Source organism: Devosia subaequoris, from assembly GCF_014197055.1.
In the GTDB taxonomy this organism is placed as follows: Bacteria; Pseudomonadota; Alphaproteobacteria; order Rhizobiales; family Devosiaceae; genus Devosia; species Devosia subaequoris.
This window is the reverse complement of sequence record NZ_JACIEW010000004.1, coordinates 64,260-90,453: the sequence shown is the minus strand read 5'-3', so window position 1 is coordinate 90,453 and position 26,194 is coordinate 64,260. Positions and strand designations below refer to the sequence as shown.

28 protein-coding genes are annotated in these 26,194 nt (G+C 62.5%); 12 read left to right on the top strand and 16 right to left on the bottom strand.

What is annotated here, in order from left to right:
• Positions 1-18: 18 nt before the first annotated feature.
• Genes hemW through rph form a run of 4 tightly spaced genes read right to left on the bottom strand, consistent with a single transcriptional unit; the run spans position 19 to position 2,672 of the window.
• On the bottom strand, positions 19-1,173 hold the full coding sequence (gene hemW, locus GGR20_RS09110; protein WP_183311222.1) for a radical SAM family heme chaperone HemW: 1,155 nt from the start codon (positions 1,171-1,173) through the stop codon (positions 19-21).
• Complete coding sequence (locus GGR20_RS09105; protein WP_183310949.1) at positions 1,166-1,813, bottom strand: non-canonical purine NTP pyrophosphatase; 648 nt, start codon at positions 1,811-1,813, stop codon at positions 1,166-1,168. The genes hemW and GGR20_RS09105 overlap by 8 nt, the downstream gene beginning before the upstream one ends.
• On the bottom strand, positions 1,810-1,959 hold the full coding sequence (locus GGR20_RS09100; protein WP_183310948.1) for a hypothetical protein: 150 nt from the start codon (positions 1,957-1,959) through the stop codon (positions 1,810-1,812). Before GGR20_RS09100 ends, GGR20_RS09105 begins: the two co-directional genes overlap by 4 nt.
• Positions 1,956-2,672, bottom strand: a complete 717-nt coding sequence (gene rph, locus GGR20_RS09095; protein ID WP_183310947.1) for a ribonuclease PH — start codon at positions 2,670-2,672, stop codon at positions 1,956-1,958. The genes GGR20_RS09100 and rph overlap by 4 nt, the downstream gene beginning before the upstream one ends.
• Positions 2,673-2,812: 140 nt before the next feature.
• On the opposite strand from rph, the gene hrcA reads away from it, so the two are divergent.
• Entirely contained in the window at positions 2,813-3,895 is a 1,083-nt protein-coding gene (gene hrcA / locus GGR20_RS09090) for a heat-inducible transcriptional repressor HrcA (RefSeq protein WP_183310946.1), read from the top strand.
• Positions 3,896-3,932: 37 nt separating this feature from the next.
• A complete protein-coding gene (grpE, locus tag GGR20_RS09085) occupies positions 3,933-4,577 on the top strand; it encodes a nucleotide exchange factor GrpE (protein WP_210283149.1) in 645 nt (214 codons plus the stop codon).
• A gap of 75 nt (positions 4,578-4,652) precedes the next feature.
• Here grpE and GGR20_RS09080 read toward each other — a convergent pair whose 3' ends face one another.
• From GGR20_RS09080 to irrA, 5 genes are all read right to left on the bottom strand, one after another.
• Positions 4,653-5,549: a ribokinase gene (locus GGR20_RS09080; RefSeq protein WP_183310944.1), complete on the bottom strand. Its 897-nt coding sequence runs from the start codon at positions 5,547-5,549 to the stop codon at positions 4,653-4,655.
• A complete protein-coding gene (locus GGR20_RS09075; protein ID WP_183310943.1) occupies positions 5,546-6,088 on the bottom strand; it encodes a DUF1697 domain-containing protein in 543 nt (180 codons plus the stop codon). Before GGR20_RS09075 ends, GGR20_RS09080 begins: the two co-directional genes overlap by 4 nt.
• Positions 6,085-6,681, bottom strand: a complete 597-nt coding sequence (locus GGR20_RS09070; protein ID WP_183310942.1) for a YdeI/OmpD-associated family protein — start codon at positions 6,679-6,681, stop codon at positions 6,085-6,087. Before GGR20_RS09070 ends, GGR20_RS09075 begins: the two co-directional genes overlap by 4 nt.
• A gap of 4 nt (positions 6,682-6,685) precedes the next feature.
• Positions 6,686-7,522 (bottom strand): arylamine N-acetyltransferase family protein, encoded by an 837-nt coding sequence (locus GGR20_RS09065; RefSeq protein WP_183310941.1) that lies wholly within the window; start codon positions 7,520-7,522, stop codon positions 6,686-6,688.
• A gap of 99 nt (positions 7,523-7,621) precedes the next feature.
• Positions 7,622-8,068 carry an iron response transcriptional regulator IrrA gene (irrA, locus tag GGR20_RS09060; protein WP_183310940.1) on the bottom strand — a complete coding sequence of 149 codons (447 nt, stop codon included), beginning with the start codon at positions 8,066-8,068 and terminating at the stop codon, positions 7,622-7,624.
• Between the two features lie 173 nt (positions 8,069-8,241).
• On the opposite strand from irrA, the gene fabA reads away from it, so the two are divergent.
• Both fabA and fabB read left to right on the top strand, forming a co-directional pair.
• Complete coding sequence (gene fabA, locus GGR20_RS09055) at positions 8,242-8,772, top strand: 3-hydroxyacyl-[acyl-carrier-protein] dehydratase FabA (protein WP_183310939.1); 531 nt, start codon at positions 8,242-8,244, stop codon at positions 8,770-8,772.
• A 101-nt stretch (positions 8,773-8,873) separates the two neighbouring features.
• Positions 8,874-10,100, top strand: a complete 1,227-nt coding sequence (fabB, locus tag GGR20_RS09050) for a beta-ketoacyl-ACP synthase I (protein ID WP_183310938.1) — start codon at positions 8,874-8,876, stop codon at positions 10,098-10,100.
• A gap of 53 nt (positions 10,101-10,153) precedes the next feature.
• On the opposite strand, the gene GGR20_RS09045 is transcribed toward fabB, so the two are convergent.
• The 6 genes from GGR20_RS09045 to ubiE form a co-directional block, all read right to left on the bottom strand.
• Complete coding sequence (locus tag GGR20_RS09045; RefSeq protein WP_246349514.1) at positions 10,154-10,885, bottom strand: HesA/MoeB/ThiF family protein; 732 nt, start codon at positions 10,883-10,885, stop codon at positions 10,154-10,156.
• Positions 10,875-11,618 carry a DUF2259 domain-containing protein gene (locus GGR20_RS09040; RefSeq protein WP_183310936.1) on the bottom strand — a complete coding sequence of 248 codons (744 nt, stop codon included), beginning with the start codon at positions 11,616-11,618 and terminating at the stop codon, positions 10,875-10,877. The genes GGR20_RS09045 and GGR20_RS09040 overlap by 11 nt, the downstream gene beginning before the upstream one ends.
• The gene (gene dut, locus GGR20_RS09035; RefSeq protein ID WP_183310935.1) at positions 11,572-12,024 is read right to left on the bottom strand and encodes a dUTP diphosphatase; all 453 of its coding nucleotides are present in this window, start codon (positions 12,022-12,024) and stop codon (positions 11,572-11,574) included. Before dut ends, GGR20_RS09040 begins: the two co-directional genes overlap by 47 nt.
• Positions 12,021-12,620: a hypothetical protein gene (locus GGR20_RS09030; protein WP_183310934.1), complete on the bottom strand. Its 600-nt coding sequence runs from the start codon at positions 12,618-12,620 to the stop codon at positions 12,021-12,023. The genes dut and GGR20_RS09030 overlap by 4 nt, the downstream gene beginning before the upstream one ends.
• Positions 12,621-12,706: 86 nt before the next feature.
• Positions 12,707-14,257, bottom strand: coding sequence for a 2-polyprenylphenol 6-hydroxylase (gene ubiB, locus GGR20_RS09025; protein WP_183310933.1), 1,551 nt, complete (start codon positions 14,255-14,257; stop codon positions 12,707-12,709).
• Between the two features lie 3 nt (positions 14,258-14,260).
• Positions 14,261-15,025, bottom strand: a complete 765-nt coding sequence (gene ubiE, locus GGR20_RS09020; protein WP_183310932.1) for a bifunctional demethylmenaquinone methyltransferase/2-methoxy-6-polyprenyl-1,4-benzoquinol methylase UbiE — start codon at positions 15,023-15,025, stop codon at positions 14,261-14,263.
• 114 nt (positions 15,026-15,139) lie between these two features.
• Here ubiE and mutM point away from each other — a divergent pair, with 114 nt between their 5' ends.
• From mutM to GGR20_RS08980, 8 genes are all read left to right on the top strand, one after another.
• Positions 15,140-16,024 (top strand): bifunctional DNA-formamidopyrimidine glycosylase/DNA-(apurinic or apyrimidinic site) lyase, encoded by an 885-nt coding sequence (gene mutM / locus GGR20_RS09015; RefSeq protein ID WP_183310931.1) that lies wholly within the window; start codon positions 15,140-15,142, stop codon positions 16,022-16,024.
• Positions 16,025-16,197: 173 nt separating this feature from the next.
• Complete coding sequence (gene rpsT, locus GGR20_RS09010) at positions 16,198-16,464, top strand: 30S ribosomal protein S20 (protein WP_183310930.1); 267 nt, start codon at positions 16,198-16,200, stop codon at positions 16,462-16,464.
• Positions 16,465-17,375: 911 nt separating this feature from the next.
• On the top strand, positions 17,376-18,824 hold the full coding sequence (gene dnaA / locus GGR20_RS09005; RefSeq protein WP_183310929.1) for a chromosomal replication initiator protein DnaA: 1,449 nt from the start codon (positions 17,376-17,378) through the stop codon (positions 18,822-18,824).
• 37 nt (positions 18,825-18,861) lie between these two features.
• Positions 18,862-19,257 (top strand): UCP034077 family protein, encoded by a 396-nt coding sequence (locus GGR20_RS09000; RefSeq protein WP_183310928.1) that lies wholly within the window; start codon positions 18,862-18,864, stop codon positions 19,255-19,257.
• A gap of 124 nt (positions 19,258-19,381) precedes the next feature.
• Positions 19,382-20,503: a DNA polymerase III subunit beta gene (gene dnaN / locus GGR20_RS08995; protein WP_183310927.1), complete on the top strand. Its 1,122-nt coding sequence runs from the start codon at positions 19,382-19,384 to the stop codon at positions 20,501-20,503.
• A 184-nt stretch (positions 20,504-20,687) separates the two neighbouring features.
• Positions 20,688-21,803 (top strand): DNA replication/repair protein RecF, encoded by a 1,116-nt coding sequence (gene recF, locus GGR20_RS08990; RefSeq protein WP_183310926.1) that lies wholly within the window; start codon positions 20,688-20,690, stop codon positions 21,801-21,803.
• A gap of 99 nt (positions 21,804-21,902) precedes the next feature.
• A complete protein-coding gene (gene gyrB, locus GGR20_RS08985; protein WP_183311221.1) occupies positions 21,903-24,329 on the top strand; it encodes a DNA topoisomerase (ATP-hydrolyzing) subunit B in 2,427 nt (808 codons plus the stop codon).
• 194 nt (positions 24,330-24,523) lie between these two features.
• Positions 24,524-25,546: an LLM class flavin-dependent oxidoreductase gene (locus tag GGR20_RS08980; RefSeq protein WP_183310925.1), complete on the top strand. Its 1,023-nt coding sequence runs from the start codon at positions 24,524-24,526 to the stop codon at positions 25,544-25,546.
• Here the strand turns inward: GGR20_RS08980 and GGR20_RS08975 are convergent.
• Positions 25,543-26,067, bottom strand: a complete 525-nt coding sequence (locus tag GGR20_RS08975) for a hypothetical protein (RefSeq protein WP_183310924.1) — start codon at positions 26,065-26,067, stop codon at positions 25,543-25,545. The two genes, GGR20_RS08980 and GGR20_RS08975, sit on opposite strands and share 4 nt — an antisense overlap.
• Between the last annotated feature and the right edge of the window lie 127 nt (positions 26,068-26,194).

Below are 26,194 nucleotides of genomic sequence, written 5' to 3'. Positions count from 1 at the left end.
CAGGCACGCCGGTCAGCACTATGCCGCCAGATCGGCCACCACGGCATCGAGCACCGGAAAACCCTTGTCGGTCACGCGGATATTACCATTGGGCAGGGTTTCAACAAAGCCATAGCCCTTGAGCGCGGCGATCTGGGCTTCGGAAATGCCGCGGCCGGAAATCGACATGAAGCGGGTGGGGGAAATGCCTTCTTTGAGGCGCAGGCCCATGACCAGGAACTCATCGCCTTGTTCTTCCCAGGTCAGCACGTCATCCGTGGTCATGCCATGGCCGAACTCGTTGACCAGTTTCAGCCATTCAAAAGGCAGCTTCTCGGTGGCCGTGGCATGGCGCTGATGATTGACCATCAGCCGTCCATGGGCACCCGGGCCGATGCCGGCATATTCCCCATAGCGCCAATAGAGCATGTTGTGCTCGCTTTCCTGACCAGGCACGGCATGGTTGGAAATTTCATAGGCCGGCATGCCCGCAGCCGCGGTCAGTTCCTGCGTCATTTCGTAGAAATCGGCGGCCAGATCCTCATCGGGCATTTTGAGCTTGCCGGCCCGATGCAGGTCGAAATAGCGCGTGCCCTGCTCGATGGTGAGCTGGTAGAGGCTGAGATGCCCGCGCGCCAGCCAGATGGCCTCCTTGAGCTCGTCCTCCCAATCTTCCAGCGTCTGCTTGGGGCGCGCATAGATGAGGTCGAAGCTGGAGCGCTCGAACACCGATTGGGCGATGCGCACGGCCGCCACCGCTTCCTCGACCGTGTGCCGGCGGCCCAGTTCGGCCAGCGGGCCGGGGCGCAAGGACTGCACGCCCAGTGACACCCGGTTGATCCCGGCGGCACGAAAGCCCTTGAACCGCTCGACCTCGACGCTGGTTGGATTGGCCTCAAGCGTAATCTCGGCCTTGCTGTCGATCTGCCATGCCCCGGCAATGGCATCCAGCACGGCGCCAACGGCTTTGGGGCTCATCAGTGACGGGGTGCCGCCACCGAAAAAGATCGACTGCACCAGCCGCCCGGAGGACAGCGAGGCCATATGGGCGATCTCGCGCCGATAGCCTTCGACAAAGGCGTCTTCATCGAAGGGCCCGCGATGAACGTGGCTATTGAAGTCGCAATAGGGGCATTTGGCCGCGCAGAAGGGCCAATGGATATAAACGCCAAAGAGGTCGTTGGCGCTAGCCATGGTCAATCTGGTTCTCCACGAATTGCCCGAAGGCGCGGGCGCGGTGCGACAGGCCCTGTTCGCCCGGCGACCAATTATGCTTGGCCTCGGCCGCCATCTCGCCAAAGGTGATGTCGTATCCGTCGGGCATGAACATCGGGTCATAGCCATGCCCCTGATCGCCGCGCGGCGGCCAGACCAGCGTGCCCTCGCATTTGCCGACATAGAGCATGTCGCGCCCATCGGGATGGGCCAGGCACAGCGTGGCATTGAACGACGCGCCCCGTTGACCGGGCGTATTGGCGCCCGCGGCCTGCAGCGCATCTTCCACCCGTTTCATGGCATGGTTGAAATCGCGCGGTATCCCGGCCCAGTCGGCGGTATAAACACCGGGATCTCCCCCCAGCGCGTCGACGCACAGGCCCGAATCATCGCTCAGCGCCAGCATGTTTGCGCCCCTGGCGGCAGCATGTGCCTTGGTGCGGGCATTTTCGGCGAAAGTCGTGCCGGTCTCTTCGGGTTCGGGCAGGCCCAGCTCGCCCGCCGACACCAGTTGGAGGCCGAAGGGCTCGAACAGCTCGCGAAATTCCCGCAGCTTGCCGGCATTGTGCGTGGCGATGCAGAGACGGTCGCCGGCATGGAGGCGGGGAATGGTGTTCACTTGCTCTGCTCCGGTTTGGCGCCAAGGGCGCGGGCAATGTCATTCCAGATCGCGCAATCCGGACGCGGGGACTTTAGCGCGACGTCCAGTCCCGGCTCGGACTTTCGCGCCTCGGCCTGCTCGCGCCTGGACGGTGCCGCGCTCATGCGCCCAGCACCGATTTCTGCATGGCGCTCAATTCGCCAATGCCCTTTTCGGCCAGCGACATCAGGCTGTCGAGTTCATCGCGGGAAAAAGGCGCGCCTTCGGCCGTGCCCTGGATTTCCACGAACTTGCCGGCGCCGGTCATCACGAAATTGGCATCGGTCTCGGCTTCCACATCTTCGAGATAGTCGAGATCGAGTACCGGAGTGCCGCGATAGATGCCGCAGGAAATCGCAGCAACACTGTCGATCAGCGCCTTGCCCTTGGTCAGCTTGCGCTCATCCATCCAGGCGATGGCGTCGCAAAGCGCCACATAGGCGCCGGTGATCGAAGCCGTACGGGTGCCGCCATCGGCTTCGAGCACATCGCAATCGCAGGTGATCTGCACTTCGCCCAGGGCCTCGAGATCCACAACGGCGCGCAGGGAGCGGCCGATCAGGCGCTGGATTTCCTGAGTGCGGCCCGATTGCTTGCCGGCGGTAGCCTCGCGGCGGGTGCGCGAGCCGGTGGCGCGGGGCAACATGCCATATTCGGCAGTGACCCAACCCTGGCCCTTGCCGCGCAACCAGCCCGGTACGCTGGTTTCGACCGATGCCGTACACAGCACCTTGGTATTGCCGAACGCGATCAGGCATGAGCCCTCCGCCTTCATGGCCACATTGCGCTCAAGGGTTACTGCCCGCATGTCGCTTGGCTGTCTGCCGGAAGGCCGCATCGTGATTCCAGTTTCTATTGCAATTAACCGCCTCTTAACCCTCAAGCGGCCCGCTCACAAGCGCCCGACGCTTGGCGGATGGGGAACAAGGGCCTAAATGAAGGGTCAGGGTTAAAGTCGACGAGTTTAATCAAACCATTATGACCAGACCGGCCGAAGACTTCCTCTCGGTACTCAACGCCCGCAGCCAGGACATTTTCCGGCGGCTGGTGGAGCGCTATCTCGATACCGGCATGCCAGTGGGATCGCGCGATCTTTCCCGCCTGCTGCAGGTCGAACTCTCGCCCGCCTCCGTCCGCAACGTCATGGCGGACCTGGAGGATCTGGGGCTGATTGCGGCGCCGCACACCTCGGCGGGGCGCGCCCCGACTCAGCAGGGCTTGCGGTTCTTTGTCGATTCCATGCTCGAGATCGGCGCCGTCGATGAGACGGAACGCAGCCACATTGCCCGCCATATCGAGGGCACCGCCGGCAATGCCCAGGTCGAGGACGTGTTGACCGAGGCCTCATCCCTGCTCTCGGGCCTTAGCCAGGGTGCCGGGGTCGTCATCGCGGCCAAGGCTGATATGGTGCTCAAGCACATCGAATTCGTGCGACTCGACCCCACGCGTGCCATGGCGATCCTGGTGGGCGATGATGGCCAGGTCGAAAACCGCATTCTCGACCTGCCGCCTGGCTATACCGCCAGCGCCCTGCAGCAAGCCGGTAATTACCTCGCCAATTATGTCGTGGGGCGCACCCTGGCAGAGGCCCGAAAAGTGCTCCATGAGCGCCGGGCCGAGCAGCGGGCGGAACTGGACGAGCTGACGCAGAAACTGGTGGACGCCGGCATTGCCACACTTGCGGAGCCGGGCGGCAGCAGCGCGCCCACGGTGATCGTGCGGGGCCGCGCCAATCTGATCAACGACACCATGGCGAGCGACGAATTGATGCGCATGCGCCAGCTGTTCGACGAGCTGGAAAGCAAGGACGGGCTGCTCGACCTGCTGGGCGACGCCGAACGCGCGCAGGGTGTGCGCATCTTTATCGGATCGGAAAACAAGCTGTTCTCGCTCTCGGGCTCTTCGGTGATCCTCAGCCCCTATAAGGACGCCAATGACCGCATCGTCGGTGTGCTCGGGGTGATCGGGCCCACCAGGCTCAACTACGCCCGCATCGTGCCGGTGGTCGACTACACCGCCAATGTGATTTCCTCGCTGATGGCCCGGAAGCGCGGCAAATGAGCACCATGCGCTTGAAACTTCGTGCCGCTTGGCCGATATGGCGGGCAAGAGTTTTTCATTGAATACGGAAGAAGACCGAATGAGCGACGAAAACGCCGCCCAGGGCGAAACGCCGGAAACCGAAAACCCGGAAACCGAAGCCACGGAAGTCGATCCCGTTGAAGCGTTGAAGGCCGAAAACGCCGAGCTCAAGGATCGCGTGCTGCGCAGCCATGCCGAGATGGAAAATCTGCGCAAGCGCACCGAGCGCGATGTTGCCGATACCCGCACCTACGCCATTGCCGGCTTTGCCCGCGACATGCTGACCGCCACCGATGCGCTCAGCCGCGCCCTGGTGGTGATCCCGGCCGAAACGCGCGAAACCGCCGATGGGGCGCTCAAGAGCCTGATCGACGGCATCGAACTCGCCGACCGTGAAATGCAGCGCCTGCTGGCCAAGCATGGGGTCAAGCCGATCGAGGCCGCGGGTCAGAAATTCGATCCGCACAAGCACCAGGCCATGTTCGAAGTGCCCAATACCGAAGTGCCCGAAGGCACGGTGGTCCAGGTGGTGCAGGAAGGCTTTGCCATTGGCGATCGCGTCCTCAGGCCCGCTATGGTCGGCGTGGCCAAGGGCGGCGCTGCTGCTGCACCGGCGCCCGAGGCCGGTGACGATGTGGACGGCATCGACAAGAGCGCCTGAGGCGGGTTGAGCTGAGAATTGAGAAGGGCGCCGTGCGGCGCCCTTTTTTGTTGCACTGCGCGGCGTGGTGACGGTTCAGGCGCCAACGACCCCATCGACATCCGATTTCATCGGAATGGCCGGCTGTGCGCCGGGCTTGAGACAGGCCAGGCTGCCCGCGACGGCGGCGCGGCGTAGCGCGGCCTCGAGTGAATGGCCGGCATCGAGCCCGGCCGCCAGATAGCCGCAAAACGTGTCGCCGGCGCCGACCGTATCGACCGGCTTGACCTTGTGCGCGGCAACCGAAATAGGGCCGTCCGGCGTGCGCGCGCGGGCGCCATCTGCGCCCAGAGTGACCACAATGGTGCGGCCCGTGCGGTTGACCCAATCCTGCATGGCCATGCCGAGCTCCTCGATCGGGCGCCCGGTGAGCAGCGAAAACTCGGTCTCATTGGCCACCACGATATCGGCCAAAGGCGCCAGCTTTTCGGTGTCGGGCAGGAAGGGCGCGGTATTGAGGATCGAGCGCGCGCCCGCCTCGCGGGCCATTTCCAGCGCCTTGCGGGTCGCTGCCTGGGGCACTTCCTGCTGCACCAGCAGTGTGTCTGAGCTGGAGAGATTGGCGAGACCGCGCTCGGCGTCCTCGGCGTTAATGGTACCGTTGGCGCCGGGCAGAATGGCGATGACGTTCTCGCCGGCCGCATCGACAAAGATCATGGCGATGCCGGTTGCCGCCTCGGTCTTGCGCAATTGGCTAAGATCGACCCCGCCGTCCTTGAGCAGCGCGGTCGCCAGATCGGCAAAAGCGTCGTCCCCCACCGCCGAGACATGCAGCACCTCGGCGCCCGCCCGCCGCGCCGCCAGCGCCTGATTGGCGCCCTTGCCGCCCGGCGCCATCGAGAAAGTGCCGCCAGCAACGGTCTCGCCCGGCTTTGGCAGGCGCGTGACAGTGCCGATCTGATCGAGGTTGGTGGAGCCGAAAATGGTGATCATTTCAGAATCTTCTCTATCGTGTTCCAGTTGCGCATCGTGTCGAGATCGGACGTGCCGATCCTGTCATAGAGTGGCTTGAGTACCTCTTCGACATGCTCGGTATAGCGCCCATTGGGTTGGCGGTAGGCCGCAATATAGATCTCGCGCGGATCAATGCGCAGGATTTCGGTGTTGCCCGGCAGGCTTTCGAGCCCGATGCCCTCGGGCAGCGGCTGGTCGAACATCAGCACATGTCGGGTGAAATCGGCCTTGCGGTCGAGCATGCCGAAGGGGTGATCGTCCAGCATCGCCTCGAGCTCGTCCCGGGCGCGCAGCACCACGCCGACCGGAAAACCGAACCGGGTCTCGATAGCCTTTTCGAGCTTGGGCTTGATGGTGTCTTCCGCGCCGCTGGCCGAGATCCGGGCATTGCCACTGGCGGCTATGGTCTTGACCTCGGCAAAGCCGGCGGCCTCCAGACACTGCTTGAGATCGGCCATCTTCATGCGCCGATTGCCCAGATTGATACCGCGCAGGAAGGCGCCCCAGACATGGCTCATGATTTCGCCTTTTGCGGATAGATGGTTTCACCCCGCGCGAGCATGGCCACATAGTCCGCAATGCGCTTTTTCCGGCCGGCTTCGGTCTTGAGCGAGATGGTCCGGAAGGTCAGGGCAAAGCGGTTTTGCGAGGACAGCCTCTCATAGGTCGCCTGCGCGGCCGGATTGGCGGCGATGGCGGCAAGAAGATCATCGGGTGGATCTTGATTGGTCCTGTAGGCGGCGTCCCAACGGCCATCGGCCTTGGCCGCTTCGACATGTTTGAGACCATGCTCGGTCATCAGGTCCTGCTCGATCAGCCGGGCAACATTGTCACGATTGACCTGGCTCCACACCGATTTGGGGCGCCGCGGGCAATAGCGCTGCACGAAGCTTTCCGCGTCCCAGCTCTTCTTGATCGCGTCGATCCAGCCCCAGCACAGCACCGCATCGATCGCTTCCACCGCGGAGATGGTGGGCTTGCCAGACGCCTTCTTGAAGATGCGGATCCAGATCTCGTCGGCCTGATCGTGGTTTTCCGCCAGCCAGACATAGAAGGCGTCGAAATCGACAAATTCCCGGAGCTTGTCCGTTGGGACACTGACCGGCGCCATGGCCCTAGGTCGCAGGTGCCGGATTGGGCGCCAACAGGCCCGAAAGCGCACTGTCGAGGCGCTCGTCCTGGGGCAGACTGATGCCGAAATCGGTGGTCAGAACCTGTTTGATTTCATCGAGGGTCGAGAGTTCGCGATATTCGGCCTCTTCGCCGGTGGGTAGGCGCGTGAATTTGGTATTGTGCAGCTTGAACCGTTTGCCGCTGGGTGCCAGAGCCACCCGCAGCTCATGGGTGAATGGCGAGGCCGGGTCGCCTGCTGTCTTCTGGTTGATCGAGGCGATATCGTCGAGGCTGACCTGGTCGAGGTTGAATACATAAACCGGACGCCAGTCATCGGCGAGCTTGACCTCCAGCGTCCAGTCCGGATCGCCGCCGGTCAGGCGGAAGGTTTCATGCGGTGTCGCCTGGGCGCTTTCGGCCCGCAAGCGCAGCGGCGTGGTGAGCGTAAGTCCGCCAAAACCCACATCGGCAATGTGGTTCTGCCCGTTGATTTCAACCAGCAAAAGCAAGTGGCTCGGTGGCAGGCTGGCCCCGTCCGGATTGGTCCAGACCACCCGCGCCAGCAGCGGCCGCACGGTGTAGTCGAGATCTTCCAGCATGCGCATGAACAGCAGATTATGCTCGAAGCAATAACCGCCCCGCCTGTCGGTAAGCAGTTTCTTCTCAAGGCTCGGCTGATCGAGCCGCACGGGCTCTCCCAGCAGGGGCCCGAGGTTCTCAAAGGGAATGGCGGCCGGATGCAGCGCGTGCAGCAGATCCAGCGTGGAGAGGGTCGGCGCGATGGAGCCGGCAAATCCGATTCGCTCGAAATAGCCTTTGAGATTGACTTTTTCAGGCATTAGCCACCCATGCCGCTATTGAAACCGAGGCACAATATGGTCACGCCGAACGCCTTTGTCACTGGCTGGCCGATAATAGGCCGCGCCCCTGAACCGCACTCAGGCCTGCGCCCTGCGAACGCGGATGACCACGTCGACATGGGACACTTCCATGCCATCTGGCGTCTTGGGCAGCGCCTTGAACTCGACGGCTTCGGCCGGAATATCGATCATTCGCTGCTCATCCTCGACATAGAAATGGTGATGGTCCGAGGTGTCGGTGTCGAAATAGGAGCGCGAGGCGTCGATCGCCACTTCGCGCAACAGGCCCGCCTCGTGGAACTGGTGCAGCGTGTTATAGATGGTGGCCAGCGACACATTCACATCGGCCGCGCTGGCCTCGCCATGCAATTGCTCGGCACTGACATGGCGATGCGGGCCGGCGAACAATAGCTCGGCCAGGGCAACGCGCTGCCGTGTGGGCCTCAGCCCCGCCATGCGCAGGACGGCCGTCAGGCACGGCTTGCGGGAAGGAACGGGCCGGGCGGCGGTATCGCGGTCTGGCATAGGGCCTTTAAGTCTCGTCATTTAGGTCCACAATTGAACCCATCTATAATGATCACTGCCCCTTGATACAAGCGCAGCGCTGGGCCCGACTGCCACACCGTCCCTTTGGCTGGCTTGACCCTTAACCGGTGCCCCTATACGAGACGAGGCTTGAGCGAGAGCGAGGAGCTTTGATGGCTGAGCGGCAACACGCATTCAATTACCAGGAATTGTTGGCCCATGGACGCGGCGAATTGCCGGGACAGGGTGATGCCCGCCTGCCGGCCCCGCCCATGCTGATGTTCGACCGGATCACCTCGATCACCGAAGATGGTGGCACCCACGGCAAGGGCCAGGTGCGCGCCGAACTCGACGTCAATCCGGACCTGTGGTTCTTCAAGTGCCATTTCATCGGCGATCCGGTGATGCCCGGCTGCCTGGGCCTGGACGCGGTTTGGCAGATGACCGGGTTCTTCCTGTCCTGGATCGGCCAGCCCGGCAAGGGCCGGGCCCTGGGCGGCGAGATCAAGTTCACCGGTCAGGTGACGAACGACGTTAAACTGGTCGAATATGGCATCGACCTCAAGCGCGTCATGCGCTCGCGCCTGACGCTGGGCATTGCCGATGGCTGGGTCAAGGCTGACGGAAAAGTGATCTACGAGGCCAAGGACTTGCGCGTTGGTCTGTTTACCGAAGCTCAGCTCCACGAGCAGCAGACGGTCTGAGGGCCATATGCTGGGCCGAATAGAATTACAGCCGAATAGAATTATATAAGTGCGACGCTGACCCCGATGCGAACGCACGAAACGACTGAAACGAGGACGAAATGAGACGAGTTGTCGTAACCGGCATGGGTATCATTTCTTCGATCGGCAACTCGCTCGACGAGGTGACGGAAAGCCTGCGCGCCGCCAAGCCGGGTATCGTCTTTGCCGAAGATTATGCCGAACTCGGCTTCCGTAGCCAGGTCAAGGGCGACCCACGCCTCGACCCCTTCGAACAGCTCGATCGCCGCGTCACCCGGTTCATGGGCAAGGGCGCGGCTTGGAACTATCTGGCCATGCAGCAAGCCATTGCCGATGCGGGCCTGGAAGAGAGCGATATTTCCAACCCCATGACAGGGATCGTCATGGGTTCGGGCGGTGCCTCCACCCGCACCATCGTCGAAGCCGCCGACATTACCCGCAAGAACAATTCGCCCAAGCGCATCGGCCCGCTGGCCGTGCCCAAGGCCATGGGCTCGACCGCCTCGGCGACGCTGGCGACGCCCTTTGGCATCAAGGGCATCAACTACACCATCACTGCAGCCTGCGCGACGTCCAAGCATTGCATTGGCAACGCCATGGAGCAGATCATGCTTGGCAAGCAGGACATCGTCTTTGCCGGCGGCCATGAGGATCTGGACTGGACCCTTTCGGACCTGTTCGATGCCATGGGCGCCATGAGCAGTGATTTCAACGACAATCCGGCCAAGGCCAGTCGCTGTTATGATGCGGCCCGCGACGGCTTCGTGATTTCCGGCGGCGCCGGGGTGTTGGTGCTGGAGGAATATGAACACGCCAAGGCGCGCGGTGCGAAAATCTGGGCTGAGCTGGTCGGCTATGGCGCCACCTCTGACGGGCTCGACATGGTCGCGCCCTCAGGTGAAGGTGCCGAGCGCTGCATGCGCATGGCCCTGCAGAACATCAAGGCGCCGATTGACTATATCAATCCGCACGCCACCTCGACTCCGGTGGGGGACCTCAAGGAAATCGAAGCGCTGCGCGCGGTTTTCGGCACTGAGGACAAGTGTCCGCCCATCTCAGCGACCAAGTCGCTGACCGGACATAGCCAGGGTGCAACGGGCGTGCATGAATCGATCTATTCGATTTTGATGATGAAGCACCGCTTCATCGCCGAAAGCGCCAATATCGAGACCCTCGATCCAGCCTTTGAGGACATGCCGATCCTGCGAAAGCGTCGCGACGACGTCGATCTGGGCTATGTGCTGTCCAATTCGTTCGGCTTTGGCGGGACGAATGCGGCACTGGTGTTCAAGCACCCCGACGCTTAAAAGCCGGTAGTCCTCCTTCTCCCCTTGGCGGGAGAAGGAGAGGCGCATCGGGCTTAGTATCCCAGCTCCGAAAAGCTCGCCTCTCTTGCATCATAGATCAGCAGCCGCCCGATCAGCGGGGTTCCCACGCCTGTGGCCAGCTTGATGGCCTCCATGGCCATCAGCGTCCCGATCACGCCTGTCACCGGGCCCAATATGCCGTTGGCTTCGCAGGACGGCAGGGCGTCGTCGCTGGCAGCGTTGGGATAGAGAGCGGCATGGGGTGGGCCGCCCAGATGCGGCGCAAAGATGGTCACCTGCCCCGAAAACATCGAGACAGCCCCAGAGACCAACGGCTTCTTACACCGTTCGCACGCTGTGGCGACGATCCGGCGGGTGACGAGATTATCGGTGCCGTCGAGCACGATGTCGGCCGCACCCGCCAGTTGGTCGGCATTGGCGTCCGTCACAGCCTCGGCGTGCAAGTCAAGCACGACATGCGGATTGAGCGCCCCGGCGAAGGTGCCCGCGCTCGCCGCCTTGCCGGTGCCGATGGAGGCCGTCGTGTGGACCACCTGCCGTTGCAAATTGGTGAGCGAAACCACGTCCGGGTCAACGATGGTCAGGCGCCCCACGCCGGCCGCAGCCAGATAGGCAATTGCCGGACTGCCTAGTCCGCCGGCGCCCACCACCAGCACGCGAGTAGCTTTAAGCTTCTGTTGCGCTGGTCCACCAAAACCCTTGAGCACCAGATGACGCGCATAGCGTCGGGTTTCCTCGGGCGTAAGCGGGCCCTCAGAGGCCAAGGGGAACCGCCAGGAAGCGCCGGTCTGGCCCTTCAAAGCCGCCGGGGTACACCGAGATGATGGCCACGGCATTGGACAATGTGGTGCCCTGGAAGGGCATCACCACCGAATGAAGGCGATAGTCGGTCGGGCAGCCACGAGAACGTGGCAGGCCGCCATCGCGATGGATCAGTCGGGTCGTGCCGCTATCGGACAACAAAAGTTCATAGCCCAGGGGCTCGACGCCAAACCACTCGGCACAGGGGCTGGTCGCCGTGGTTTCAAACGTGTCCAGTTCGAGGGTATAGTCACCCGATACCGCGCCTGGCAGATAGCCCGGCGCGCCGAAACCGAGACTTCGGGCATCAGTGTCCGGCACGCCATCGCCGATCAGGGCGGCGATTTCCACCGGCACGCTGATCGAAAAACTCTCAATATGGCTGCTGGCCCGGTCCGCGACCGCTTCGCGGACTTGCGCAAGGCTGGTTTCTTCGCTCTCGGCCTGCCGCCGCACCGGCGTTCCAACGACCCAGCTGTCGGATGCGAGGTCGACGACATAGAGGTTGGAATAGGCAAAGCCCGACCCGTCCTGAATGCCAAATTCCTCAAAGGCGAAATAGCGGAAGTCCGGCGAGAACCCGACATAATCGATCAGGGCACGATCACCGGCCAGACCCGGTTGGCTCAGGCCCCAGAGGGCCAGCCCGCTAGCGGCCAGTCGAGCCGTGGCCACCAGTCCCGCGTTCAGTTGCATCAAGTTCATCCACTTCCACTAATTCCACAGCGCTGACAGGCGCCACCACCATCTGCGCGACGCGCTCGCCGCGACTGAAAGCGAAGGGCAGCTTGCCATGGTTGATCAACATAATTTTGACTTCACCGCGATAATCGGCGTCAACCGTACCCGGGGAGTTGAGCACCGTAACACCGTGCTTGGCGGCAAGACCCGAACGGGGACGGATCTGCGCCTCATATCCCTCGGGCAGGGCAATGCTGAGCCCGGTAGGTACCAGCGCATAATCGCCCGGCGCAATGGTCATGCTTTCCCCGGCGTCAATGGCGGCGCAGAGGTCGAGCCCCGCCGCGCCGGCAGTCTGCTGGCGCGGCAGAGGCAGGCCCGCGCCATGTGCGAGCCACTTCACATTGATCCGAACGCTCACGGCGCGCGCACCACGGCAAACAACTCATCGGGCAGAGCGGCATCGCCATTGATCAGCGCGAGCATGTCGATGATCTGTTCGGCGCGGGTCTTGTCGGCCGAGACGGTCATATTGGACTCCACGATCTCGGCGCCCGAAACGCCGATGGTCATCGTGCGCCCTTCAAAGAAGGCTTCGACCATCTGGCGGGTCTGCTCGTCCATATTGTCATCGGCGCCCAATTCAGCCTGCATGTCTGCGGTGGGCAGCGCCACGCGAACCAGGCCCGGACCGGCTTCGGTGAAGGTCATCCCGCCCTCATCCTGACCCAGGTCGAGTTCGGCGAAATTGCCCTCCTCGGTGATGACGCAGGTGGCGCTGCCATCGCCATTCTCGGTCAGTTCACCCTCGGCACAGAAGCTGTCGTCCTGCTGCTGATCGCTCTCGGCGCTCATCTTGACCATGGAATAGACATCGGCACCCATGACCTGGGTCATGGTCGCCCTGGCCGTGCTGGGGCTGGTGATGGCCACATCGATATTGACGTCGATGCATCCGGCCAATCCCGCCGCCAGCAAAGCGGCCGCAGCCAGCTTGCCGAAAAGTTTGACGCTCATGAAGCTTCTCCCGTGCTTGCCGGCGGCCGTCGCCGGTGAACGCAATCTATGTACCGATGCGCGCCATGAATAGGTTGTTGGCCCGTTCAAAGTCCGCCGCCAACGAGCACGCGCCAGATCAGGGCCAGGATTAGCCCCAGTGTGGCCAGCAACACGGCCAGTGCCGTGTTGCGCAGCAGCCTGTCGCGCGGACGGTTGACCAGGGCGCGATGCTCTGACAGCGCCAGTTCGGCCTGGGCGATCAGCGACGGCACCCGCCCGGCCGCCTCGCCAAGCCGGCTCAGATGCCCGGACAGATCCTCAATGCGACCAAGCGGGCCTTCCTCGCGCCGCAGCCATTCCCCAACCACCGGCTCGGCCACTGTCCAGATGTCGAGATCGGGGTCGAGCGTGCGGGCCACGCCCTCCACCAGCACCATCGATTTTTGCAGCAGCACCAGTTCGGGCCGGGTCTGCATGTCGAACAGATCGGTGATGGTGAAAAGCTGGCCCAGCACCTTTGCCATGGAAATATCCGCCGCCGTACGCCCATGCAACGGCTCGCCAATCGAGCGGATAGCCAGGGCAAAATCTTCGACCGACTGCGTTTGGGGCACATAGCCCACATCGAAATGGCGCTGCGCCACCAGACGATAATTGCGGGTGATGAAGCCGAAAAGAATATCGGCCAGGAAGCGGCGCTCGTCCTTGCCGATCCGCCCCATAATGCCGAAGTCGACGGCGATTACATTGCCGGTTTTGGGGTCGGCAAACAGATTGCCCGGATGCATGTCGGCATGAAAATAGCCGTCGCGAATGGCATGGCGCAGAAAACTCTGCAGCAATTTGGCGGCCAGTGCCTTGCGGTCCACCCCCGCTGCGTCCAGCGCTGCATGGTCGCGAATGGGAATGCCATCCATCCAGCTGGTGGTCAGCACATTTTGTGCGACCTGGTCCCAGTGCACCTGGGGAATGATGAAGCCCTCGTCATTGCGGATGTTCTCCGCCATTTCGGAGATGGCGGCGGCCTCGAGGCGCAGATCCAGTTCGAGACGCATGGAATGGTCGAGCGTGCGCACCACCTCGGTGGGTCTGAGCCGCCGGCTGGCAGGCGACAAGGTTTCCGCCAGCCTGGCGCCGGCATAGAGACTGTCGGTATCGGCGTGGAAGCGCTCGGCAATGCCTGGGCGCAGCATCTTTACGGCTACCAATTTGGGTGCTTCGCCCGGCGCCCGCAGCCGTGCCTTGTGCACCTGGGCAATCGAGGCGGCAGCAATGGGTGCGCTGATTTCGGTCAGTTGTGCCGCTTTGGCGCCCAGGGCGGTCTTAAGAATGCCTGGCACCAGTTTGGGATCGAAAGGCGGCATCTTGTCTTGCAGGCCGGACAGATCGGCCGCAGCCTGGATGCCGACAATATCGGGCCGGGTGGCCAGGGTCTGGCCGAACTTAACGTAAGAAGGTCCCAGCTTGTGCAGCGCGGCGTTGAGCCGCTCGACGCTTCCCGTCTTGCGCACTGACCGGCGCTCGACAAGGCGCGCCATGGCAATGCCCGCCTTCATCATCGGCGGCAGCGATTCGGCGGGCAACACGGAAAAAGCGCCCTCGCGCGCCAGCACCCAGCCGGCATGGAACAGGCGGAAGGTGGAAGCGATGGACATGTTCTAGAGCTTCCAACCCGAAAACAGCGTCGCGATATTGGCGGTAAAGCTCTGGTGCTTGACGCGCTTGAACCCCGCCTGCCCGAGCATGGTCGAAAACTCAGCCGGCGCCGGGAACTTGCGGATCGACTCGATGAAATACTGATATGGCTGCGCGTCGCCCGTCACCACCTGGCCCATGGGCGGGATGATCTGGTCGGAATAGAGCCTGTAGACAGCGTCGAACCCCGGCACGTCGACCTGGGAGAATTCGAGCACCAGAATACGACCGCCGCGCCTCAGCACGCGGTGGGCCTCGTCCAGCGCCTTCTGGATGCGCGGTACGTTGCGAATGCCAAAGGCAATCGTATAGGCGTCGAAACTGTTGTCTTCGAACGGCAGTTCCTCGGCATTGGCCTCGACAAACTCGACCTGCCCCGGATAGCGCCAGGATCGGGCTCGTTCGCTGCCGACCCGCAGCATGTCGGCATTGATATCAGAGACCACCACCTGGGCATGACCGAGAGAGGCATTGACGATGCGCTCGCCAATGTCGCCAGTACCCCCGGCCATGTCGAGCACCTTATAGGGACGCGATCCGGCCTTGGGTGGCGCAAGGTCCGCGACCATGGCGTCCTTCCAGAGCCGGTGCGCCCCCATGCTCATCAGATCGTTCATCAGGTCATAGCGATCGGCGACGTCGTGGAACACCTTGTCCACCAGCCCCTGCTTGTCCTCCAGGGCGACGGTCTGTTCGCCGAAATGGGTCGTCTCGCGGGTCTCGGTCATGGCAAGGGCCTTTTTCAACCGGCATTGGGGTCGATAGAGTGTGTATCGTCCCTATACATAAGCCTTCATGGCTTGCCCATGCCACAAAGCCGCACAGGGTGAAGGAGTCGTCATATGCCTGAACTGCCCGAGGTCGAAACCGTGCGCCGCGGATTGGCCCCCTGGCTCGAAGGCGCGACCATCGAGAGCGTGACGCTCAACCGGCCCAATCTGCGCTTTCCTTTCCCGGACGGACTGAAGAACGCGCTCACGGGACAAAGCGTCACCCATGTCGGGCGGCGGGCCAAGTACCTCCTGATCGGGCTTTCTGGCGGCGCGACCCTGCTCAGTCATCTGGGCATGACCGGGTCCTGGCGCTTTGCCGAACATCCCATCGACAAGCCGCCGCGTTATTATGAACCGGGCACTGAACCGAAACACGACCATATGATCTGGGCGCTCACCCATCCCGCCCACGGGCGCAGTCATCTGATCTATGCCGACCCGCGGCGCTTCGGCTTTGTCGATCTCTATGACGACCTCTCAACCAGTCCCTATCTGCAAGGGCTGGGGCCTGAGCCGCTGGGCAATGAATTCTCCGCCTCACAACTGGCCGCCGCCTTTGCCGGCAAGAGGACGCCGATCAAGGCGGCCCTGCTCGACCAGCGGGTCGTGGCCGGACTGGGCAATATCTATGTGGCCGAGGCCCTGCATCGCGCCCATATCCTGCCTACGGTGCTGGCAGGGAGTTTGGTAACCAGCACTGGCAGGCCCAAAAAAGCGCTGGAAGACCTGGTCTTTGCTGTTCGGGAAGTCCTCACGGCAGCCATCGAGGTGGGCGGGTCCACCATTCGCGATTTCCGCAGTGTTGAAGGGGCCGGCTACTTCCAGCACAATTTCGCCGTCTATGACCGGGAAGGTGATCCATGTCCGACCCCGATGTGCAAGGGCATCGTCCAGCGCATCGTACAATCGGGCCGCTCGACCTTCTATTGTCCGAAATGCCAGAAGGCACCGTGAACGCATCTCTCTCAAGACTCGGCCTGGGCCCTGAATCCAGTTGACGCCCCCCGGCCGATACCCTATAGACCGCGCAACTTGGCGGCAGTCGAAAGCCGCCGATTTCATTTCATCCCGGACTATTGCCGCGCAGATCGCGTGTAATCGGCCGGTTGGACGCCAAGAGGACCGAAATGGCCAATACGCCCTCAGCCAAGAAGGCTACCCGCAAGATCGAAGCCCGCACTGCCGTGAACAAGTCTCGCCGCAGCCGCGTGCGCACGTTCATTCGCAAGGTCGAGGAAGCGATCACAGCTGGTGATCACGCAACCGCCTTCGCCGCACTCAAGGCTGCAGAGCCCGAGATCCACCGCGCCGCCGGCAAGGGCATAGTCCATGCCAATCTGGCTGCCCGCAAGGTCTCCCGCCTCAACAGCCGCGTAAAGGCCCTCTCCGCCTAATTCGCGGTCAGGCAAGGCGCTTCTTGGCAAGCGACCAGCGCTACAATCCGGGCTCCGCAAGGAGCCCTTTTTGTTGTATGGTAGCCAGGCAGGTTTTTTCGTTATTGTTCTGTCACATGACTATTAGGTGACACTTGCCCTGGCAGCGGAACGAAGCGTGAAGAGTTGTTTTTATGCCGCGCTCTCAAGGGGTTCGGTCGCCGGCGGGGGCATTGTTGCTATTGCGACAACAGTCTCCCGATCGGCGAGGTGAAAAATTATTTTACCATGTCGAAACCCGCTAAGTGTTCGAATCTGCCTTGAGTCACAGGCCCTTGCCGGAGGTGACTTTTGGACCCCGGTGGGGCCCAAAAATACAGCTTGAGAGTCAAGCCCCTTTTTCAATGATTCACGTGTTGCGGGTCCCATTTCGTGCCTCTAATGTACTTCTGCCGACGGGGAAAAAGAGGGGTGGAACGACCCTCCTGACCCATCGGTCGTCTTCCGCCAGGAGGGCAGGTTTGGGGCAGGGTCGGCAGCGATGCCGGTCATTTCAGCCAGTGATTTTTGTGTCGGCCGCAATTGCTGTGGTCCGTCGAATTTGAGTTGGCAGCGTTCATTCGACCACAGGCCGGGCAGGCCGGGTTCAAGTGAAAGGTCAAGTGGCAAACGGTGGCTTCAAGCTGCCGAACAATAATGTTGTGCCCGCATGAGCGGGCGCAGGGGCGAAGCTGTGTCCAGTTGCAGGCCATAAAGCGGCGGGCGGACACATCGAACAGATCAGGGCTTTTCCAGGGCTTTGCGGACCGGAAAGGCAGCAACACAGAATGGGGCAAGAAGCGATGATGCGACAGGCGACTGCGGGAAGAGACGATTGGGCTGCGGCCAACTCCTCTTCTCCTTCCACTTCCAGCAAAGGCGGCACTCCTGTCATGGCCACCCCCGACGTTTCCTCCGATGATCAGCGCGAACTCTGGACCCGGGTGCGGGCTAGGCTGAAAGCGAGCGTGGGCGAGGACGTTTTTGCCTCCTGGTTTGCACGCCTCGAACTTGAGGAACTGGTGGACGATCTGGTGCATTTGAGTGCGCCAACGCGGTTCCTCTGTTCCTGGGTGCAGTCCAACTACGCCGACGGCATCGTTGAAGCCTTCCGCCATGATGTCCCCGAAGCCGCGCGCCTGCAGGTGACCATGCGGGTCAATGGTCAGGCCCGTCCGCGCCTTGCCCCGGTCGCCGAAGTCGTCCCCGAAGCCCCGGCCGCCCAGCAGACCGCGCCGGTCGCTGCGGTGCCTGCGACCCCGCGCCTGGTGCGCGACAATGCCAAGTCCGGCGACGCCCTTTCGGGCAGCGCCATTGACCCGCGCATGACCTTTGACAGTTTCGTGGCCGGCTCGGCCAATGAGATGGCGCTGGGCGTCGCCAAGCAGATCGCCAATGCTGCCATCAATAATGCCGTGACCTTCAACCCGGTCTATATTCATTCCACCGTGGGCCTGGGCAAGTCGCACCTGCTCAATGCCATCGCCCACGCCGTTGGCCAGGCCGATCCGTCCAAGAACATCGTCTATCTGACAGCCGACCACTTCATGTACCATTTCATTACCGCCGTGCAGCGCCAGAGCGCGCTCGGCTTCAAGGAATGGCTGCGCCGGGTGGATCTGCTGCTGATCGACGACATGCAGTTTCTGCAGGGCAAGTCGGCGACCGAATTCGGTCACACACTGGGGGCCCTGCTGACCGGCGCCAAGCAGGTCGTGGTGGCTGGTGATGCGCCCCCGCGCGATCTCGAAATGCTCGACGAACGCGTCCGTTCGCGTCTCTCCGGCGGGCTGGTCGTGCCTATCTCCACCTTTGATCATGAATTGCGCCGCGATATCGTCCAGCGCCGCGCAGACCAGGTCAATTCCCGCTTCGGCATGCAGTTTCCGGTCGCGGTGATCGACTATATTGCCCGCGCCGTGGTGAGCCATGGCCGCGATCTCGACGGCGCTGTTAACCGCCTTGTCGCCGCCAATCAGCTCACCGGTGAGCTGATCACCGTGCCGCTGGCCGAAAAGACCCTGGCCGATCTGATCCGCGCCCGCGACGCCAAGCGGGTCCGCATCGAAGATATTCTCAAGATCGTCTCGCGCCACTACAAGGTGCCGCGCAACGAATTGCTCTCGGCCCGCCGCAGCCGCGACGTGGTGCGCCCGCGCCAGATCGCCATGTATCTGGCCAAGGCCCTGACCAGCCGCTCCCTGCCCGAAATTGGCCGGCGTTTCGGCGGTCGTGACCATACCACGGTGCTCCATTCGGTGCGCAAGGTCGAGCAGATGATCAAGGACGATCTGGAGCTGGGCCAGGAAATCGAATTGCTCAAGCGCATGCTCGAGGAATAGCCTTTATCCCGCCGGATTGGCCGGGCAAGGATCGGAAATGTTTCAAATCCTTGCCCGCCTCATTGCTCTATCCATTGTCGCCCTTTCCCCCGTTTTGGCCGAGGACAAGTTACCCGTCCTGACCCCCGAGGAGCGGGCGGCGCAGAACCTGGCTATCGCCACCTCCGTTCAGGACCAGCTTCTGTCCTGCTGGGTCCTGCCATCGGGCTATGAGGATCGCTCCATCTCGATCCGCCTGGCGTTTCTGGGCGATGGTACGCTGGACGGTGACCCCCATATCGTGCCCGAGAGCCTGCGGACCGCCGGGAAATATCCCGAGTTGATCAACTCGATTGGCGACGCCATCGCCAACTGCCTGCCTTTTGAAGGGCTGGCGGAGCTGGGGGCCGGGCCGGGCGAGCGGTTCGACATCACCGTGCATTTCAGTTCCTGAAGTCCACAGCTAGCATGCGGCCAAACACCCCCTCGGCCTTGCCAATTTCCTGTGAAACTGTAAACGTCCCAACCCCGGCTCGCGCCGGGTTTAGCTGTCGCGTATGTCCGGGAAGAAGAACTCCATGAAAGTCACGCTCGAACGCAATCATCTGCTCAAGTCGCTGAGCCATGTGCATCGGGTGGTCGAGCGCCGCAACACCTATCCGATCCTGGCCAATGTGCTGTTCAAGGCATCGGACGACCGGGTCGAATTGCGCGCCACCGACCTCGATATCGAAGTGACCGAGAGCGTGCCGGCCATGGTCTCGACGCCCGGTACCACCACCGTGCCCGCCCATACGCTTTACGAGATCGTGCGCAAACTGTCTGACGGTGCCGAGGTGCGGCTTGAAACCGATGGTGGCGAGAACATGGTTCTCACCTCCGGCCGCTCGCGCTTTAACCTCGCCTGCCTGTCACCCGACAGCTTCCCCGATCTCAAATCCGGCGCCTTCGCGCATGAATTCGACATCGCTGCAGCCTCCCTGCGCGAACTGATCGAGCGCACCCAGTTCGCCATCTCCAACGAAGAGACGCGATACTATCTCAACGGTATCTATTTCCATGCCGTGGAGAGTTCGGCGGCCGGTTCGCTGTTCCGCGCCGTGGCGACCGATGGTCACCGCATGGCCCGCGCTGAAATGGCCTCGCCAGAGGGCGCCAGTGGCATGAGTGGGATCATCGTGCCAAAGAAGACCGTGGGCGAAGTGCAAAAGCTGCTCGATGGCGTCGATGGTGACGTGCATGTCGAGGTGTCCGACACCAAGATTCGCTTCACCGTGGGTCCCGTGGTGCTGCTGTCCAAGCTCATCGAGGGCACCTTCCCCGACTATGACCGGGTGACGCCCAAGAATAATGACAAACAGATGCTGGTCGACAAGTCCGGCTTTGCCATTGCCGTGGATCGCGTCTCGACCATTGCCTCGGATCGCGGCGGCAAGGCGGTCAAGCTTTCGGCCAAGGACGGCCTGCTCGAATTGTCCGTCACCAATCCTGATCACGGCACAGCCAGCGAGGAAGTGGCGGTCGAATTCGATACCGATGGCTTCGAGATTGGCTTCAATGCCCGCTATCTGCTCGACATCATTACCCAGATACGCTCGGAGAGCGCCGTCTTCCTGTTCAACGATGCCAATTCCCCGACCCTGGTCAAGGAACAAGGCGAATCCAGCGCGCTCTATGTGCTGATGCCGATGCGGGTGTGAGTGGCTTCGAGCCACTCGCTCGAGCCCCCTGGTCGAGTTCATTGCTCACCTTGAAATCCCATCCTCTCATCCGGTGCTGGCATGCTGCCTTCACCCCGGAGGGGCGAGGCGAGGGCCGGGGCAGAGTTTGGCCGTTCGGTCCAATCATCCTCTTGAGTAAGGGGCAGGCGGAGAGGGCCGCGTGATGATCCGTCACATCTCCCGCCTGCGCCTGACGGCCTTCCGTAATTACGCTTCCGCTGCGCTCGATCTCGATGCGCGCCATGTCGTGCTGACCGGCCCCAACGGCTCGGGCAAAACCAATCTGCTGGAAGCCATTTCCGTGCTCTCGCCAGGACGCGGCCTGCGTGGCGCCAGCTTCGACACCTTGCAGGCGCAGGGGTCCGACCTTCCCTGGGCTGTTGCGGCAACCATCGAGACCGATGACGGGCCTGCCGATATCGGCACGGGCGCTCTGCCCGATGGCGGGCGCCGGGTCCGCATCAACGGCGCCAATGCCCGCTCAATCGAGGCGATGAGCGATTATCTGCGCGTGCTCTGGTTGACCCCCGCCATGGACGGCCTGTTCTCCGGCCCGGCCGGGGATAGACGCCGCTTTCTCGACCGGTTGGTGACGACACTCATCCCGGGTCATTCCGCGACCGTGTCCGACTTCGAAAAAGCCATGCGGCAACGCAACAAGCTGCTCGAAGAAGATGGCGACCCGCGCTGGCTCGCCGCCATCGAGGCGCAAATGGCCGAGCTTGGCGCCTCGATCCATCTCAACCGTACCGACAGCCTGACCCATCTGCAGGCGTTGATCGCCCAGAGCCTGGATGACACCAGTTTCCCGGCGGCCCGGCTCTCGCTCACCCCACTCTTCGAAGATCTGGTCGAGCCGGCGACTTCCGCCGAACTCGAAGCGGTGCTGGCGCAGCGCTGGCACGGGCTTCGGCCTCTTGATCGGGCCGCCGGACGCACCACATCAGGACCACACCGTGTGGATCTCGACGTGATCCATGCGCAAAAATCCATGCCCGCGGCGCTGGGGTCAACCGGCGAACAAAAGGCCCTGCTGATCGGGCTGATTCTGGCTCATGCCCGGCTGGTGCGGCTGCGCACCGGCATCGTACCGTTCCTGCTGCTGGACGAGATTGCCGCCCATCTCGATCCGGACCGGCGCCGGGCCCTGTTTGCGGCCCTGGACGGCCTCGAAACGCAGTGTTTTCTCACCGGCACCGACCCGGTGCTGTTTGAGGCGCTGGAGGGACGGGCGCAGCAGATTGGGGTACGCGAGGGGCGGCTTGCACATAGGGGCTGAAAATCCCCCGCAAATAAGCCTCAAACGGCCAATATCCTTGGGGTTTGAGCCCCGTTCGGCTAGAACAGAAATTACATGAAATCGACTGATTCGGACCCCATGAGCGACAGCGAAAACCCGATCCCGACCGAATATGGCGCCGACAGCATCAAGGTGCTCAAGGGCCTCGATGCCGTGCGCAAGCGCCCGGGCATGTATATCGGTGACACCGATGACGGATCAGGCCTGCACCACATGGTCTACGAGGTGGTGGACAACGCCATCGACGAGGCACTGGCCGGCCATGCCGACCTGGTGACCGTCACCCTCAATGCCGATGGCTCGGTCAGCGTGACCGACAATGGCCGTGGCATCCCGACCGGCATCCACAAGGAGGAAGGCGTCTCGGCCGCCGAGGTCATCATGACCCAGCTTCATGCCGGCGGGAAGTTTGACCAGAATTCCTACAAGGTGTCCGGTGGCCTGCACGGCGTGGGCGTGTCGGTGGTCAATGCCCTTTCGGTCTGGCTCAAGCTGCGCATTCGGCAGAAGGGGAAGGTTCACGAGATGAGCTTCACCCACGGCGTTGCCGACGGGCCGCTGGAAGTGGTGGGGGATTACGAGGGTCGCTCGGGCTCCGAGATCACCTTCATGCCCAGCTCTGAAACCTTCACCATGGTGGAGTTCGACTACAAGACGCTCGAACATCGTCTGCGCGAACTGGCCTTCCTCAATTCTGGTGTGCACATTCTTCTGGCCGACCATCGTCATCCCGAGCCGGTCGAAGTGGACCTGTTCTATGAGGGTGGCCTGGAGGCCTTCGTCAAATATCTCGACAAGTCCAAGGCGCCGGTGCTCGAAAGCCCGATCACCATGCGCTCGGAAAAGGACGGCATCACTGTCGAGGTGGCGCTGCAGTGGAACGACAGCTACCACGAAAATGTGCTGTGCTTCACCAACAACATCCCGCAGCGCGATGGCGGAACCCATCTCGCCGGCCTGCGCGGAGCGCTGACGCGCCAGGTGACCGGCTATGCCAACAGTTCCGGCATCGCAAAAAAAGAAAAGGTCGAGCTGAGCGGCGATGATACCCGCGAGGGCCTGACCTGCGTGCTTTCGGTCAAGGTGCCGGACCCCAAGTTCTCGTCCCAGACCAAGGACAAGCTGGTCTCCTCCGAAGTCAGGCCCGTGGTCGAGAACATCGTCAACGAAAAGCTCGGCCAGTGGTTCGAGGAGCATCCCAACGAGGCCCGCACCATTGTGGGCAAGGTGGTGGAAGCCGCCGCCGCCCGCGAGGCAGCGCGCAAGGCGCGCGAGCTCACGCGCCGCAAGGGCGCCCTGGAAATCTCCTCGCTGCCCGGCAAGCTGGCCGATTGCCAGGAACGCGATCCGGCAAAGAGCGAAATCTTCATCGTCGAGGGTGACTCGGCCGGTGGCTCGGCCAAACAGGGGCGCGATCGCTCCAACCAGGCCGTGCTGCCCCTGCGCGGCAAGATTCTCAATGTCGAGCGTGCCCGTTTTGACCGCATGATCTCATCCGACCAGGTCGGCACGCTGATCACGGCGCTCGGCACCGGTATTGGCCGGGAAGAATTCAACCCGGACAAGCTGCGCTACCACAAGATCATCATCATGACCGACGCGGATGTGGACGGCGCCCATATCCGCACTCTGCTCCTGACCTTCTTCTACCGCCAGACGCGCGAGCTGATCGAGCGCGGACATATCTACATTGCCCAGCCGCCGCTCTACAAGGCCACGCGCGGGCGCTCGGAGCTCTATCTCAAGGACGAGCGGGCACTGGAAGACTATCTGCTCGATGGCGGCATCGAGGATGCGGTCTTCACCACCCAGAACGGCAGCACCCATGCCGGCCAGGACCTGTTGGCCATTCTGCACCAGTCGCGCGAAATCGTGAACGCGATCAACAATCTCAACACGCGCTATAACCGCAACCTGGTGGAACAGGCCGCCATTGTTGGCGGGCTCGATCCCGAAGGAATTGCCAATCCCGAAAAGAGCGGTGAAACGCTCAAGCGCGTTGCCAACCGGCTTGACCGTATCTCCGACGAGTTGGAGCGCGGCTGGACCGGTGAGGTGACCGAGGATGAGGCACTGGCCTTCTCGCGTACCGTGCGCGGCGTCACCGAAACCCACCAGATCGACCGCGCCCTGCTGCAAAGTGCGGACGCGCGGAAATTGCGTCAGCTTGCCGACCGGCTGGACGAACTGTTTGGCGGTGTGCCAACGCTGAGCCGCAAGGGCGACACGACCAACATCTATGGTCCGGCCAGCCTGTTCAAGGCGGTCACCGATGCCGGCCGCAAGGGCGTCAGCATGCAGCGCTATAAAGGCCTGGGTGAAATGAATGCCGAGCAGCTCTGGGAAACCACGCTCGACCCCAATGCCCGCACCCTGCTGCGCGTCGAGATCGACCAGACCGACGAAGCCGACCAGATCTTTACCGCGTTGATGGGCGATCTGGTGGAGCCGCGCCGCGACTTCATCCAGGACAACGCGCTCAATGTGAGCAATCTCGACGTCTGAGAACCGTGCCGAAGGCAAAATCTCCCCATTGGGGAGATTATAGGTGAGCAGGCCATGAGAGCTACGCTCGAATGGCTGGGGGGCGAAGAGACCCATGGTCATCGTTCAACAGTTGCAGCCAGTCCGTTCCGGCGGACTGGCTTTTTCATGTGCGGCAAACCACATAGCTTGCGGCACAGCAAAGTGAGGCTCTCATGAAAAAGATCGGCTTTCTCTCTTTTGGCCATTGGAGCCCGTCGCCCAATTCGGGCACCCGGACGGCAGGCGATGCGCTGCTGCAATCCATCGAGCTGGCCGTGGCAGCCGAGGAGTTGGGTGCCGATGGCGCTTATTTCCGCGTGCATCACTTTGCCCGCCAACTCGCCTCGCCCTTCCCGCTGCTGGCCGCTGTCGGCGCGAGGACGCAAAAGATCGAGATCGGCACCGCCGTGATCGACATGCGCTATGAAAACCCGCTCTACATGGCCGAGGATGCCGGAGCCGCGGATCTGATCTCCGAGGGCCGCCTGCAATTGGGCATTTCGCGCGGCTCGCCCGAACAGGTCATCGATGGCTGGCGCTATTTCGGCTATGAGCCCGCCGAGGGCCAGACTGACGCCGACATGGCGCGGCTCAATGCGGAAATTATCCTCAGAACCCTGACCGGTCAGGGTTTTGCCCAACCCAATCCACGACCCATGTTTCCCAACCCGCCCGGCATGCTGCGGCTTGAGCCCTATTCCGAGGGGTTGCTTGAGCGCATCTGGTGGGGCGCGGCCAGCGATGCGACGGCGATCTGGGCCGCCAAGATGGGCATGAACCTGCAGTCCTCGACGCTGAAATTCGATGAGAGCGGCAAGCCCTTCCATATCCAGCAGGCCGAACAGATACGCGCCTACCGCGCGGCGTGGAAGGAAGCCGGCCATACCCGCGAGCCCCGCGTGTCGGTCAGCCGCTCGATATTTGCCCTGGTCAACGATCAGGACCGCATGTATTTCGGCGCAGGACGCCCGGAAGAAGACCAGTTCGGCTATATCGAGCCGGAAAAGCGCGCCGTTTTCGGGCGGGGCTACACCGCCGAGCCGGACCAACTGATCGAGGATCTCAAGCAGGACGAGGCCATCGCCGAAGCCGATACGCTGCTGCTCACCGTGCCCAACCAGCTCGGCGTCGCCTACAACGCCCATGTCATCGAGAGCATTCTCAAGCATGTCGCGCCGGGGCTGGGCTGGCGCTAAGGCAGGCGATAGGCTGACCCCGCGCAGCCATTCGCCCGCCAATACTGCTCGACCGGCGTGAAACGTCCGGTGGCCAGCTTCTCTACCTCCGCAGCAAAGGCCATGGCGCGGCATTCATCCGCGCCGGCCACCACATGCACCATTTCGTGCAGGAGGGTGAGGCGGCGCAGCGCCGGTGTTCCCTCCCGGGAAAACTGCGGGCAGATCACCAGTGGCACCACGCCGTCCCGGGGCGGTAGGGGCACATAGGCCGCGTAGTGGGCGCATCCGCCACCAGTCCCCCCGGCCTCCAGCGCGACAACCATATCGCTCCCCCAATGCGCCGAGGCGAACTGCCCGAGCGTCAGAGCATCGCGATAGGCGGCAATGTCCACCCCGAAGCGCGTCGTCCCGAGTTGCGGCCGCGCCTGCTCGAACATGGTAATGGCATCATTAAACGCGGATTGCACTTCCTCTGCCCGCGCCGGAGCGACGGTGAGCGGCAGCAGGAGACCGGCAAGAAGGGCGAAAAGTTTACGCATCTGCTTCTCGTGCCGGGCAATTGCGGCATAGGCAAGAGCTGTGACACCACGGCCACACTCGGGGAAGTGGGGAAGGCTGGCCCTTAAACCGGCCACATTTGGCGCGGACAAGCGTATTCCTGTGCTG